Origin of the sequence: Rhodococcus sp. KRD197, assembly GCF_017168235.1 — a bacterium.
In the GTDB taxonomy this organism is placed as follows: Bacteria; Actinomycetota; Actinomycetes; order Mycobacteriales; family Mycobacteriaceae; genus Rhodococcoides.
The window spans coordinates 15,938-29,836 of the sequence record NZ_JABFAO010000011.1 but is presented as its reverse complement, the minus strand read 5'-3'; the positions used below and the strand labels follow the sequence as shown (position 1 = coordinate 29,836).

Below are 13,899 nucleotides of genomic sequence, written 5' to 3'. Positions count from 1 at the left end.
GCTCGAGCCGCATCCAACAAGGAGGACAGCAGCTGCTGCGGCGGTCGCAAACACTGACGAAATGCGCATACTCACTGGTGAAGCCTCTTTCCTGCAGAGCGCGAAACCACTCGGGTCAGGTGAGGCTAACATGACCGCACGCGGGTTTGGATCCGATGAAGACATGAACACCCACTCGCCGGTGGACGTGTCCACACGCACTTTTGCCGCTGTGCCGGTAGCGTTGATAGATCGGACTGGGAGGAGTCGCTCATGAGCTCAACAGACAATCCGGATTCGGCTGCGGCCAGGGCGGAACTCGAAGAGTTGCGCACCGAGGCTGCGTCCCTACGGCGCCAACTCGGTCAACTCGGCGAATCGCCGGAGCACATTCGCGAACTGGAATCTCGTATCGACTCGCTGTCGGTGCGTAACTCCAAGTTGATGGACACGCTCAAGGAAGCGCGTCAGCAACTGATCGCGCTTCGCGAAGAAGTCGACCGTCTGGGGCAGCCGCCCAGCGGCTACGGCATCTTGATGTCGATTCATGAGGACGACACGGTGGACGTCTTCACATCTGGGCGCAAGATGCGTCTGACGTGCTCGCCCAACGTCGAGGCCGTCGAACTCGCGCCCGGACAGACGGTTCGTCTCAACGAGGCGCTGACCATCGTCGAAGCTGGATCGTTCGAGCAGGTCGGCGAGATCAGCACCCTGCGTGAACTTCTCGGTGACGGCACTCGGGCTCTGGTCGTCGGGCACGCCGACGAGGAGCGCGTCGTCTGGCTCGCCAAGCCACTCTACGAGATGGCCACCGAGGAACCCTCGGACGACCCGGACGAGCCGTCGCGCAGGCTGCGGCCAGGTGACTCGCTGCTGGTCGACACCAAGGCCGGATACGCTTTCGAGCGTGTCCCGAAGGCCGAGGTCGAAGATCTCGTGCTCGAAGAGGTGCCCGATGTGGGGTACGAGGACATCGGTGGTCTCGGACGGCAGATCGAGCAGATTCGCGATGCCGTGGAGTTGCCCTTCCTGCACAAGGACCTCTTCCGCGAATACTCGTTGCGGCCCCCCAAGGGCGTCCTGCTGTACGGCCCTCCTGGCTGCGGCAAGACGTTGATCGCCAAGGCAGTCGCCAACTCGCTCGCGAAGAAGATCGCCGAGGCGCGCGGCCAGGACGCCAAGGAAGCCAAGTCCTTCTTCCTCAATATCAAGGGCCCCGAACTGCTCAACAAGTTCGTCGGAGAGACCGAGCGTCACATCAGGATGATCTTCCAACGCGCCCGGGAGAAGGCGTCGGAAGGCACCCCGGTCATCGTGTTCTTCGACGAGATGGATTCCATCTTCCGCACTCGCGGATCGGGTGTGTCCTCGGACGTGGAGACCACAGTCGTTCCGCAGTTGCTCGCGGAGATCGACGGTGTGGAAGGCCTCGAGAACGTCATCGTGATCGGTGCCTCCAACCGGGAGGACATGATCGACCCGGCCATTCTTCGTCCCGGCCGCTTGGACGTCAAGATCAAGATCGAGCGCCCGGATGCGGAGTCCGCTCAGGACATCTTCTCGAAGTACCTGACGGATTCGTTGCCGGTCAATGCCGACGACCTCGCCGAGTTCGGTGGCGATCGGGCGTCGTGCATTCGGGCCATGATCGAGCGCGTTGTGGACCGCATGTACGCCGAGAGCGAGGACAATCGATTCCTCGAGGTCACCTACGCCAACGGCGACAAGGAAGTGCTGTACTTCAAGGACTTCAACTCGGGTGCGATGATCCAGAACATCGTCGACAGGTCCAAGAAGTACGCGATCAAGTCGGTGCTCGAATCCGGCACCCCGGGCCTTCGAGTGCAGCATCTGTTCGATTCGATCGTGGACGAGTTCGCAGAGAACGAGGATCTGCCCAACACGACCAACCCCGACGACTGGGCTCGTATCTCCGGCAAGAAGGGTGAGCGCATCGTGTACATCCGAACTCTGGTGACGGGAAAGAACGCCAGTGCGTCCCGCGCCATCGACACCGAGGCGAACACCGGTCAGTACCTCTAGCACGGAGTACCTCTAGCACGGAGTACCTCTAGGACTGACTGCTCGCGCGAAAGGCTACGCAGCGCTGCGCACCCGCCCCCACGCACACGCCACACGGGGCCGGTGCGCAGCGCTGCGTAGTGGTACTTGCTTCTCGCTGCCCTGTCCTCGGTGCGGACCGCATCCTTTCGATCACTTAGGCTCGCGGTATGGAGCGCATCATCGGTATCGAGGTCGAGTACGGAATATCGTCCCCGACCGAACCGTCGGCCAATCCGATCCTCACGTCCACGCAGGCGGTGCTGGCATACGCCGCTGCCGCCGGTGTGCCGAGGGCCAAGCGCACTCGTTGGGACTACGAGGTCGAGTCGCCGCTGCGCGACGCCCGCGGATTCGACCTGGGGCGCTTCAGCGGTCCAGCGCCGGTGATCGACGCCGACGAGGTCGGCGCGGCCAATATGATTCTCACCAACGGCGCGCGACTCTATGTCGATCATGCCCATCCCGAATACTCCGCGCCCGAGGTGCGGGATCCACTCGACGCTGTCATCTGGGACAAGGCCGGCGAGCGTGTCATGGAGGCCGCGGCGCGCCATGCGTCCAGCGTGCCCGGCGCGCCCCGACTGCAGCTGTACAAGAACAACGTCGACGGCAAGGGGGCCTCGTACGGCACCCACGAGAACTACTTGATGTCCCGCGCGACGCCGTTCTCGGCAGTCATCGCGGGCCTGTCGCCGTTCTTCGCTTCTCGACAGGTGATCACCGGATCAGGCCGTGTCGGTATCGGGCAGTCCGGGGACGAAGCAGGCTTTCAGTTGTCTCAGCGCGCCGACTACATCGAGGTCGAGGTCGGTCTCGAGACGACACTCAAGCGCGGGATCATCAATACACGCGACGAACCCCACGCCGATGCGGACAAGTACCGGCGCCTGCACTGCATCATCGGTGATGCGAATCTTGCGGAGATGGCCACATATCTCAAGGTGGGAACCACCGCATTGGTGCTGGACATCATCGAAGCCGGCGTGGATCTGTCCGACCTGCAGCTGGCTCGTCCGGTGACGGCCGTGCACCAGATCAGCCACGACCCCACGCTCCGGCAGACGGTTGCGCTGACCGACGGCCGCGAGATGACTGCCCTGGCGCTGCAACGGATCTACCATCAGCGCGTCGCGAAGTTCGTTGCCAGCGAAGGCAACGAAGACCCGCGGGTCGCCGATATTCTCGACAAGTGGGCCATGGTGCTCGATCTGCTCGAGCGAGACCCGATGGAGTGCGCGAACATTCTCGACTGGCCGGCGAAACTGCGGTTGCTCGAGGGCTTCCGGCAGCGGGAGGGATTGGGTTGGTCGGCGCCCCGGCTACACCTGGTTGATCTGCAGTACTCGGACGTCAGACTCGACAAGGGCCTGTACAACCGGCTGGTGGCCCGCGGGTCGATGGAACGCCTTGTCACCGAGCAGCAGGTACTCGACGCCGTCGGGACACCTCCGTCGGATACTCGGGCCTACTTCCGCGGCGAAGTGCTTCGCAAGTTCGGGGCCGATATCGCGGCAGCGAGCTGGGATTCGGTGATCTTCGATCTCGGCGGCGATTCGCTCGTACGGATACCGACCCTCGAGCCGTTGCGCGGCAGTAAAGCTCATGTCGGCAAGCTGTTGGAGTCTGCGGAGACAGCCGCGGAACTGGTCGATCAGCTGACCTCCTGAACGATGGTGGTGACTTGTCACCCTTATGGGGGTGCCAATCGGTAGGGTGAAGGTCCGAGTAGGTACTGCGAACACGTAAGGAGGTCGGCGACTATGGCTCGAGAGCAGACACGACGCTCTGGCGGTGGCGACGGCGACGACGAGGTTTCCGGCGAGGCCGGCGGCGGTCAGGAACGGCGCGAGAAGCTGGCGGAAGAGACCGACGACCTCCTCGACGAGATCGACGACGTGCTCGAGGAGAATGCGGAAGACTTCGTGCGTGCCTACGTTCAGAAGGGCGGCCAGTGACGGTAGAGCGCACGCCGAACGCGTCGATGGGGGGGCTGTTACCGACATTCGGGTCGCACCATTCTTCGTTCACCGACCATCTACGCGACCATGCCCCGCACCTCCTACCGGAGAATCGAGTGGCGCAGTCCTCGGCGAACCTGTCCGATGCCGCTCCGCACGGCACCACCATCGTGGCGGTGACGTATGCGGGCGGGGTGCTGATCGCGGGCGATCGTCGTGCCACCCAGGGAAACCTGATCGCCAACCGTGACATGCAGAAGGTGTTCGTCACCGACGAGTACTCCGCTGCCGGTATTGCGGGCACGGCCGGCATCGCGATCGAGCTGGTACGACTGTTTGCGGTCGAGTTGGAGCATTACGAGAAGATCGAAGGCGTGCCGCTGACGTTCAACGGCAAGGCCAACAAGCTCTCGTCGATGGTTCGCAGCAACCTGGGTGCGGCGATGCAGGGCCTCGCTGCGGTACCTCTTCTCGTCGGGTTCGACCTCGATATCGCGGATTCGGAGCGCGGCGGGCGGATCGTCTCCTACGACATCGTCGGCGGTCGCTACGAGGAGCGTTCGGGGTATCACGCAGTGGGCTCGGGGTCTCTGTTCGCGAAGTCGGCGCTCAAGAAGCTGTACCAACCCGGTCTAGGTGAGAGTGCCGCGCTTCGAGCGGTCGTGGAGTCGTTGTACGACGCGGCCGATGACGATTCCGCGACCGGTGGACCCGATGTCACGCGTGGCATCTATCCGACCGCGGTTGCCATCACCGGCGCGGGAGCAGTGGAGGTGGCAGAGAGCAAAATATCGGAAGCCGCTCGCGCCGTGATCGCGGACCGCGCTGCAGCCACTGAGGAAGCACGAGCGGGGGAGACTGCGTCATGACCATGCCGTATTACGCATCGGCCGAGCAGATCATGCGCGACCGGTCGGAGCTGGCGAGGAAGGGCATCGCACGGGGACGCAGTGTCATCGCTCTGTCGTTCGCCGATGGAGTGCTCTTCGTTGCGGAGAACCGCTCGTCTGCTCTGCACAAGGTCAGCGAACTGTACGACCGATTGGGGTTCGCCGCTGTCGGCAAGTACAACGAGTTCGAGAATCTACGCAAAGCCGGAATCCTGCACGCCGACACCAAGGGTTACACCTACGACCGACGTGACGTGACCGGCCGCTCGCTCGCCAAGACGTACGCTCAGGCGTTGGGAACCATCTTCACCGAACAGCTCAAGCCCTACGAGGTGGAAATCTGTGTGGCCGAGGTGTCGCGGTCGGACGAACCGGTTGCGAGCCAGCTGTACCGGATCACCTACGACGGCTCCATCGTCGACGAGCAGGATTTCGTCGTGATGGGCGGAACCACCGAGCCGATCGTGAAGGCGCTACGCGAGTCGTACCGAAGCGGTCTCGACCTCGCTACTGCGGTGCAGGTGGCGGTCAACGCTCTGGCGGCCGGTTCGGCTCCCGCACCCAACGGGGCGTCGGAACCGGAAAAGAAGCCGCTCGAGGTGGCCTCCCTCGAGGTGGCCGTGTTGGATCAGCGACGCCCACGCCGCGCTTTTCGGCGCATAAGCGGATCTGCCCTGAGTGACCTGCTGCCGTCGCCGGCTCCCGCCGCCGATACCAGCAGCAATAGCCCCGAGCAGGAGACGACCGAGTAACCGTCGCCCCGGAGTTTCCTGGTTGGGGGAATTCCTAGTCGGGTACAGCCCACCAGCGCTGTGTCGTCAGTGCGATTCCGGTTCCGAGTGCAGCGCCCACCACGACGTCGACAGGCCAGTGAACTCCGGTGTGTACTCGGGAATAGCAGACTGCGGCTGCGACAGGCGCCAGAACTGCACCGGCCCTCGGCGACTCCAGCGCGACACCGGTGACGAAAGCGGCGGCCGAGGCCGAGTGCCCCGACGGAAACGACGAGGACGCGGGCGGCGACAGCAGCCGGCGGGCGAGGGGAGTTCTGTCGTATCCGGGCCTTGTTCGCGGAAAGAGCGGCTTGAAGATGCCGTTCACGATTGCGCTGGCGCCCGCCACTGCGAGGAGTCCCCGAACAGCCCCGCGCCTGGTCGCACCCGGGCGACTGCCGAGAACCAGCGCCGAAGCGGCCCACAGCTTGCTGTGGTCGGCGGCCTTGCTCAACGCTCGAAGCACCGGGTCGGCGACGGACGCCCCGCTTGCCGCCGCCCGATCGAAGACGCGTGCGTCCCAGTCGTGGATCCGACTGCGAAGGGATACCGGTGTCTCGGTCACCTGATCAGCCTATGCGCCGGTGTGCGGACGCTGGGGACACCGACGCGCGGCGGAATAGTTCGAACGCTCCAGGGGACGGTGTGCGTTGTACTGTCGAAGTGTGCAGCGACGAATTATGGGCATCGAGACCGAATTCGGTGTCACATGTACTTTCCACGGGCACAGGCGACTGAGCCCGGACGAGGTTGCCCGCTACCTCTTTCGCAGAGTCGTGTCCTGGGGACGCAGCTCCAACGTCTTTCTGCGCAACGGCGCACGGTTGTATCTCGACGTCGGATCACATCCCGAATACGCGACGGCCGAATGTGACAGTCTGCTTCAGCTGGTCACCCATGATCGGGCCGGCGAGCGCGTGCTCGAAGACCTGCTCATCGACGCCGAGCAGCGTCTGGCCGAAGAGGGTATCGGCGGTGACATCTACCTGTTCAAGAACAACACCGATTCGGCCGGCAACTCCTACGGTTGTCACGAGAACTATCTCGTCCAACGCGCCGGTGAGTTCTCGCGCATCTCGGACGTACTCCTGCCCTTCCTGGTGACGCGCCAGCTCATCTGTGGTGCCGGCAAGATTCTGCAGACTCCGAAGGCCGCCACGTTCTGCCTGTCGCAGCGCGCGGAACACATCTGGGAGGGCGTGTCCTCGGCGACCACTCGTTCGCGGCCGATCATCAACACTCGCGACGAACCGCATGCCGACGCCGAGAAGTATCGTCGCCTCCACGTCATCGTCGGCGACTCGAACATGGCGGAGACCTCCACCATGCTCAAGGTGGGCACAGCCGCTCTCGTCCTGGAGATGATCGAGGCCGGTGTCTCCTTCCGAGATTTCGCGCTGGACAATCCGATTCGCGCGATTCGAGAGGTCAGCCACGACCTGACGGGCCGGAAACCGGTGCGGTTGGCCGGCGGGCGGCAGGCCAGCGCGCTCGAGATCCAGCGCGAGTACTACACGCGGGCAGTCGAGCACCTCCAATCCCGTGAGCCGGACGCTCAGGTCGAGCAAGTCGTGGACCTGTGGGGCCGCACCCTCGACGCTGTCGAGGCACAGGATTTCGCGAAGGTGGACACCGAGATCGACTGGGTGATCAAGCGCAAGCTTCTGCAGCGATACCAGGATCGATACGGGATGGAATTGTCCGATCCGAAGATCGCGCAACTCGACCTGGCGTACCACGACATCAAGCGTGGTCGAGGCGTGTTCGACGTGCTGCAGCGAAAGGGCCTGGCCAAGCGGATCGTCGAGGACGAGCAGATCGACGAGGCAGTCGATCTTCCCCCGCAGACGACCCGAGCCAAACTGCGCGGTGAATTCATCACCGCGGCGCAGGAAGCAGGCAGAGACTTCACCGTCGACTGGGTTCATCTCAAGCTCAACGACCAGGCACAGCGCACGGTTCTGTGCAAGGACCCGTTCCGGTCCGTCGACGAACGGGTGGAGCGGCTGATCGCGTCGATGTAGTGGATGTGAACTCGACCGATAGGCTTCATGGGTGGCGATCACCAAAGTTGAACGGCTGATGAACCTTGTCATCTGTCTGCTCTCCACGCGTCAGTTCGTGACGGCGGAACGAATCAAGGACAGCGTTGCGGGCTACGGAGACTCAGGCAGCGACGAGGCGTTCAGTCGCATGTTCGAGCGTGACAAGAACGAACTTCGCGATCTCGGTGTCCCACTCGAGACCGGCGTATCGGCGGGAACGGGCGGCGTCGAGGGCTATCGCATCAACAGGGACGCCTACGAACTCCCCGATATCGACCTTTCGCGCGAAGAGTCGGCCGCCGTCGCTGTTGCGGTTCAACTCTGGGAGTCGCCGGAGCTGACATCCGCCGCACAGAGTGCGCTGCTGAAACTGCGCGCAGCGGGCATCCAGGTCGATCAGGACGATTCCGCGGGGGCGGTGACTGCGGTTCCGGCTCGTACGCGGGGGTCCGAGCCCGCGTTGGGTGCCCTGCTGGCCGCGATCGATGCGGGCAGGTCGGTTCGCTTCGAGCATCGCAGTTCGACGACGGATCCGTTTGTCACACGCGCCGTCGAGCCGTGGGGTGTCGTGACGTTTCGTGGCCGCTGGTATCTGGTCGGTCACGACGTGGACCGCAACGACATCCGGACGTTCCGGTTGTCCCGAATCGGTGACGACGTGTCTACGTTCGGCCGGGCTGGGAGCGTGCGCAAGCCTGAGGGCGTCGATCTGCAGGCCATCGTCGAACGTGTCGCCGGAACAGCAGAGGTCAGCGGATCGGCCACGATCTGGGTCGTCGACGACGGCGCTCTCGAAATTCGTCGGATGGGGACGGTGGTGGAAGATCGCGCCATCGGAAACAGGCACGGTTCGGTGGTGCACGTTCCGGTTCGATCCTGGGAGTGGATGACACGTGTGGTCGCAGGCCACGGTTCGGACGCGCTGGTCCTCGATCCGCCCGAGTTGCGCGCGGACGTGATCGCAACGCTCCACGCCGGCGTTGCGGAAGGTGTTCGATGAGCGCACGTTTGTCGGTCAGGCTGGCCCGACTGCTCAACATGGTGCCGTTCTTTCTGGCCAACCCCGGACTGAGTGCAGCAGAGGCGGCCCAGGAACTAGGTGTCTCCACCGCGACGCTCATGACCGACCTGAATCAGTTGTGGATGTGCGGACTACCCGGATACGGCCCTGGCGATTTGATCGACCTCTCGTTCTCCGAGGAGAGCATCGAGGTGACGTTCTCCGCGGGCATCGATCGCCCGCTGCGACTGACCTCTACCGAGGCCACCGCACTGCTGGTGGCACTCAGGTCGCTGACCTCCATGCCTGGAATGGTGGATCCCACCGCCGCGCAACGAGCGATCGCGAAAATCGAGGATGCTGCAGGTGCGGCCGCTGCCAACGTGCCGAGCTCGTCGGCAGCGGGCTCCGGTGACAGCCCGGAGAACCCCGCCGCCGCCGCGGTGCGGTCGGCGCTCCGGAACCAGCACGCCATCGAGCTGACCTACTACTCGGCATCGAGGGATGCCGTCTCGGAGCGGACCGTCGATCCGATCCGCACGGTGCTCATCGACGGGCACAGCTACCTACAGGCATGGTGTCGACGCGCGGAAGGCGTCCGGCTCTTCCGTTTCGACCGTATCGATCGCGCGGTGGAGTCGGCCGAGCCGTCCCGGCCCCCGGAAGATGCCCCTGCCGACGACAGTTTCGAGATCTTCAACGACGACCCATCGCTATCGCAGGCACGCCTGCGGATCGCCGCGGGACACTCGTGGGTGATGGACTACTACCCGATGACGCAGGTGGGCGCAGACGGCGACGGTTCGATCACCGTGACCATGCGGTTCGCAACGCTGAGCTGGATGACGCGACTGACATTAGGGTTCGGCGAGGCGATCGAAGTCCTGGGCCCACCTGAGCTGCAGCGCAGTGTGGACGAGCGTGCTCGTGCTGCACTGGCGGCATACGCCGACCTGAAGTGACAGGCGCATCTCGCACACACTTTCTACTGTTTCGCTGCGGTCCATCCCAGTGAACGCGCAGAAAACGTACAGCTTCCACCAAGCCTCCAGCGCCGCATGTCGGGTAGGCTCACAGCATCTGATCTTGGGAGGTTTACATGGGATTCACAAGCCCGTGGCATTGGGCCATCGTCGCTATCGTGGTCGTCATTCTGTTCGGTTCGAAGAAGCTGCCCGAAGCAGCTCGAGGACTCGGTCGTTCGCTTCGCATCTTCAAGAGCGAGGTGAAGGAAATGCAGAACGACGGCAAGTCCGATACGCAGACCGGACAATCGTCCACGCCGACGGAGCTCGACTCGACCTCGCAGACCGACGTTCGCGCGAGTGACATCCACCTCAGCAACGGGTCGAGCGCACAGCACGACTCCAAATCGGCCTGAGGGCATACGTCTCCACACCGGGGTACGCACGCCGTACCCCGGTTCACTGCTGACTGAAGACGGAAGATGCGAATCCCGTTCGATCCGAGGCGCTCCAAGCGCCGCTTGAATCCCGACGGCACCATGTCGTTGGTCGACCACCTTTACGAGTTCCGTACCCGGTTGATGTGGGCGGTACTCGCGGTGGCGATCACCACTACCCTCGGGTTCTTCTGGTACTCGCAGTCACTGTTCGGCATCGATAGCCTGGGTGACCTGCTGAGGGGTCCCTACTGCTCATTGGATCCGAGCCTGCGCGCCAACCTGAGCAACACCGACGAATGCCGGTTGCTGGCGACCGGTCCGTTCGACCAGTTCCTCCTACGCTTCAAGGTTGCGTTCACTGCCGGTATCGTCATGGCCTGCCCCATCTGGCTGCATCAAATCTGGGCCTTCGTCACCCCGGGCCTCTACAAGCAGGAGCGGCGGTACGCTGTCTCCTTCGTGACAGCCGCGGCGACCCTTTTCGTCGCGGGTGCAGTACTCGCGTACTACATCGTGGCGAAGGGCTTGGAGTTTCTCCTCTCCATCGGTGACAACGTGCAGATCACCGCGCTCAGTGGTGAACAGTATTTCGGCTTCGTCATAAATCTGCTGATCATCTTCGGCGTGAGCTTCGAAATTCCTCTGCTGGTCGTCGCGTTGAATTTTGTCGGTGTACTCACGTACGAACGACTGAAGGCATGGCGACGCGGACTGATATTCGGCCTCTTCGTGTTCGCCGCCATCGCGACGCCGGGGCAGGACCCGTTCTCCATGCTGGCGCTCGCGCTCGCGTTGACGCTTCTGTTCGAGTTCGCGGTGCAGATTGCCCGAATTCACGACAAGCGTAAATTGCGCAAGAGAGCCGATGAATGGGGTGATGTGTCCGATGACGAGGCAACGTCGATCGATTTCGCAAGTTCCGTCGAGTCGCCTGTCTCGGTCAAGCCTCCCGTCCAGACCGATCGGGACTTCACCGACACGATCTGATGTGATCATGTGAGCGTGCATGCCACTCGATTGCAGCAGTTCACCGACACACTCGCATTTCCACTGGACCGCTTCCAGGTCGATGCGTGTACCGCGCTCGAGGCCGGTCATGGGGTACTGGTCTGTGCGCCGACAGGTGCAGGCAAGACCATCATCGGCGAGTTCGCCGTTCACCTTGCCCTGGCAGCGGGAAGAAAGTGCTTCTATACGACGCCGATCAAGGCGCTCAGCAATCAGAAGTTCGCCGAGCTCACCGCCCGCTACGGTCGTGACACCGTCGGTTTGCTTACCGGCGACTCGTCCATCAACCCGAGCGCGCCGATCGTGGTCATGACGACCGAAGTTCTTCGCAACATGCTCTATGCGTCCTCCGATGCCCTGCGTGGGTTGTCGCACGTGGTGATGGACGAGGTGCACTATCTGGCCGACCGATTCCGTGGAGCAGTCTGGGAAGAGGTGATCCTGCACCTGTCTCAGGACGTTCGACTGGTGAGCCTGTCTGCGACCGTCAGTAACGCCGAGGAGTTCGGCGCATGGATGGAGACGGTGCGCGGCGACACCACCGTGGTCGTCGATGAGAACCGCCCGGTTCCCCTCTCGCAGCACATCATGGTCGGACGCAGATTGTTCGACCTGTTCGACACGCGTGCGCAGTCCGGTGACGGCGCGTCCCGGTTGGTGGTCGACCGAGAACTGGTACGGCATGTGAAGCAGCGCCAGGCGCTCGACCACGCGGACCGATGGCAGCCCGCGCACGGGCGGGGGCGGGGGCGGAGCAGTGGTCGGACAAGTGCCAACAACCGTCCTCTGCCGCGTCCGGACGTGATCGCAAAGCTCGATCAAGAAGGGTTGTTGCCGGCGATCACCTTCATCTTCAGTCGTGCAGGATGTGACGGCGCGCTGACGCAGTGCCTGCGGTCTCGTCTGGTACTGACCACGCCCGAGCAGGCGGAGGAAATTCGCTACATCGTCGAGCAACACACCTCCGAACTGCCTCGTGAAGACCTGGAAGTCCTCGGTTTCTGGGAGTGGCGCGAGGCACTCGAGCGTGGTCTCGCGGCGCACCATGCGGGCATGCTCCCCGTGTTCAGGCACACCGTCGAGGAGCTGTTCGTCAAGGGTCTGGTGCGGGCCGTGTTCGCTACGGAGACACTTGCCCTCGGTATCAACATGCCGGCGCGAACCGTGGTGCTCGAAAAGCTTGTCAAATACAACGGTGAGACTCACGCCGAACTGACCCCCGGCGAGTACACGCAGTTGACCGGACGCGCCGGGCGTCGGGGAATCGACGTAGAGGGTCATGCCGTGGTGCTGTGGCAACCGGGGACCGAGCCTACGGAAGTTGCTGGGCTCGCCTCGACACGTACCTTCCCTCTTCGCAGTTCCTTCCGTCCCGGATACAACATGTCGATCAACATGGTCGAGCAGTTCGGGGCGCCGGAGTCGCGTGCTCTGCTCGAGCGATCGTTCGCGCAGTTCCAGGCCGATCGTTCGGTCGTCGGGTTGGTTCGCGGTATCGACCGCAACGACAAGACAATCGCTCAACTCGGTGATCGATTGGGCGGGCCGGAGGGCGAGTACTTCGAGTACGCACGGTTGCGCGAACGGCTGAAGGAGCGCGAACGGATTCTGGAGCGCCAAGGCCGACAGGACCGACGTGATCGAGCCGTCGAGTCACTGCACGGACTCGAGCGCGGTGACGTCGTCTCGGTACCGAGTGGGAAGCGAAGCGGACTCGCCGTTGTTCTCGAGCCTGACGACGATCGCCTCGACCCCCGCCCGCTCGTACTCACCGAGGATGCGTGGGCCGGACGTTTGTCGGCGGCCGATTTCCCTTCGCCCGCCGATACCTTGGGCCGGATGAGACTGCCGCGCTTCGTAGATCATCGGACCGCGCGCACTCGGCGAGATCTATCCGCAGCGCTCAGATCGACCGGCATCTCGACACCCTCGGACAGGCGGCGTCAGAAGTCCACCGCGGCAGACGATCGAGAGCTGGCTACGCTGCGCCGAAGCATCCGTTCGCACCCTGTCCACTCGCGCCCGGACCGCGACGAACTCGGTCGGGTCGGCGAGCGCTACAGCAAGCTCGTCCGAGACACCGAGGCGATGCGGCGGGAGGTGTCGGCCACGACCAACTCCCTGGCGCGAAGCTTCGATCGGATCCTGGCCCTGCTCGTGGAACGCGACTACATCACCTCGGGCAAGACGCCGGTAGTCACCGAGCACGGTGCCCGTCTCGGCCGAATCTATTCCGAGTCGGACCTGTTGGTGGCCGAGTGCCTACGCCAGCATTTGTGGCGGGGACTGGCGCCGGCCGAACTCGCCGCCGTCGTATCGGCGGTCGTGTTCGAGTCCCGGCAGGAGGGTGACGCCACCCCGCATGGCCCAACCGGGCCTATTCGGCACGCACTGGGCGAGACGGTGCGCGTGTGGACCGAGCTGCGAGCAGATGAGGTTCGGCACAAGCTGCCGCCTACCCGTGAACCGGATGTGGGATTCGTCACTGCGGTGCACCGGTGGGCGAGCAACCACTCTCTCGTGGACGCGCTCATCGCTGCGGGCGACAACGGCAAGGCGTTGTCCGGTGGTGACTTCGTCCGCTGGTGCCGCCAGGTCATCGATCTTCTCGATCAGGTACGGCTCGCGTCACCGGATCCCGAGATATCCCAGACCGCCTCGAAAGCTGTGAAAGCGTTGCGTCGAGGAGTGGTTGCCATCGACGCGGCCTGATCATCCGACCGGAGCCGTTGGCGGCGCGATAAGGTGACGGCCGATCGATCCAATCGAGTGGA

Annotated in this window: 12 protein-coding genes; 11 read left to right on the top strand and 1 reads right to left on the bottom strand. The window is 63.5% G+C overall.

Translation table 11 applies throughout. The features are described 5' to 3' along the window. Window positions 1-252 precede the first annotated feature (252 nt). From arc to prcA, 5 genes are all read left to right on the top strand, one after another. Window positions 253-2,025: a proteasome ATPase gene (gene arc, locus J1M86_RS15940; protein WP_075839744.1), complete on the top strand. Its 1,773-nt coding sequence runs from the start codon at window positions 253-255 to the stop codon at window positions 2,023-2,025. Window positions 2,026-2,213: 188 nt separating this feature from the next. Continuing rightward, complete coding sequence (dop, locus tag J1M86_RS15935; protein ID WP_075839745.1) at window positions 2,214-3,713, top strand: depupylase/deamidase Dop; 1,500 nt, start codon at window positions 2,214-2,216, stop codon at window positions 3,711-3,713. A gap of 93 nt (window positions 3,714-3,806) precedes the next feature. Continuing rightward, complete coding sequence (locus tag J1M86_RS15930; protein WP_075839746.1) at window positions 3,807-4,001, top strand: ubiquitin-like protein Pup; 195 nt, start codon at window positions 3,807-3,809, stop codon at window positions 3,999-4,001. Beyond that, entirely contained in the window at window positions 3,998-4,873 is an 876-nt protein-coding gene (prcB, locus tag J1M86_RS15925; protein ID WP_075839747.1) for a proteasome subunit beta, read from the top strand. Before J1M86_RS15930 ends, prcB begins: the two co-directional genes overlap by 4 nt. Beyond that, window positions 4,870-5,646, top strand: a complete 777-nt coding sequence (gene prcA / locus J1M86_RS15920) for a proteasome subunit alpha (protein ID WP_075839748.1) — start codon at window positions 4,870-4,872, stop codon at window positions 5,644-5,646. The genes prcB and prcA overlap by 4 nt, the downstream gene beginning before the upstream one ends. A 34-nt stretch (window positions 5,647-5,680) precedes the next feature. Here prcA and J1M86_RS15915 read toward each other — a convergent pair whose 3' ends face one another. Then, window positions 5,681-6,232 carry a phosphatase PAP2 family protein gene (locus J1M86_RS15915; RefSeq protein WP_075839749.1) on the bottom strand — a complete coding sequence of 184 codons (552 nt, stop codon included), beginning with the start codon at window positions 6,230-6,232 and terminating at the stop codon, window positions 5,681-5,683. Window positions 6,233-6,332: 100 nt separating this feature from the next. On the opposite strand from J1M86_RS15915, the gene pafA reads away from it, so the two are divergent. The 6 genes from pafA (at window position 6,333) to J1M86_RS15885 (ending at window position 13,837) form a co-directional block, all read left to right on the top strand. Beyond that, a complete protein-coding gene (gene pafA / locus J1M86_RS15910; RefSeq protein WP_206510624.1) occupies window positions 6,333-7,691 on the top strand; it encodes a Pup--protein ligase in 1,359 nt (452 codons plus the stop codon). 31 nt (window positions 7,692-7,722) lie between these two features. Continuing rightward, entirely contained in the window at window positions 7,723-8,712 is a 990-nt protein-coding gene (locus tag J1M86_RS15905; RefSeq protein ID WP_206510623.1) for a YafY family protein, read from the top strand. Further along, window positions 8,709-9,674, top strand: a complete 966-nt coding sequence (locus tag J1M86_RS15900) for a YafY family protein (protein WP_206510622.1) — start codon at window positions 8,709-8,711, stop codon at window positions 9,672-9,674. The genes J1M86_RS15905 and J1M86_RS15900 overlap by 4 nt, the downstream gene beginning before the upstream one ends. 137 nt (window positions 9,675-9,811) lie before the next feature. Continuing rightward, on the top strand, window positions 9,812-10,093 hold the full coding sequence (tatA, locus tag J1M86_RS15895; RefSeq protein ID WP_075839751.1) for a Sec-independent protein translocase subunit TatA: 282 nt from the start codon (window positions 9,812-9,814) through the stop codon (window positions 10,091-10,093). A gap of 66 nt (window positions 10,094-10,159) precedes the next feature. Further along, complete coding sequence (tatC, locus tag J1M86_RS15890; RefSeq protein WP_075839752.1) at window positions 10,160-11,104, top strand: twin-arginine translocase subunit TatC; 945 nt, start codon at window positions 10,160-10,162, stop codon at window positions 11,102-11,104. Between the two features lie 15 nt (window positions 11,105-11,119). Next, window positions 11,120-13,837 (top strand): DEAD/DEAH box helicase, encoded by a 2,718-nt coding sequence (locus J1M86_RS15885; RefSeq protein WP_307786658.1) that lies wholly within the window; start codon window positions 11,120-11,122, stop codon window positions 13,835-13,837. Window positions 13,838-13,899 lie beyond the last annotated feature (62 nt).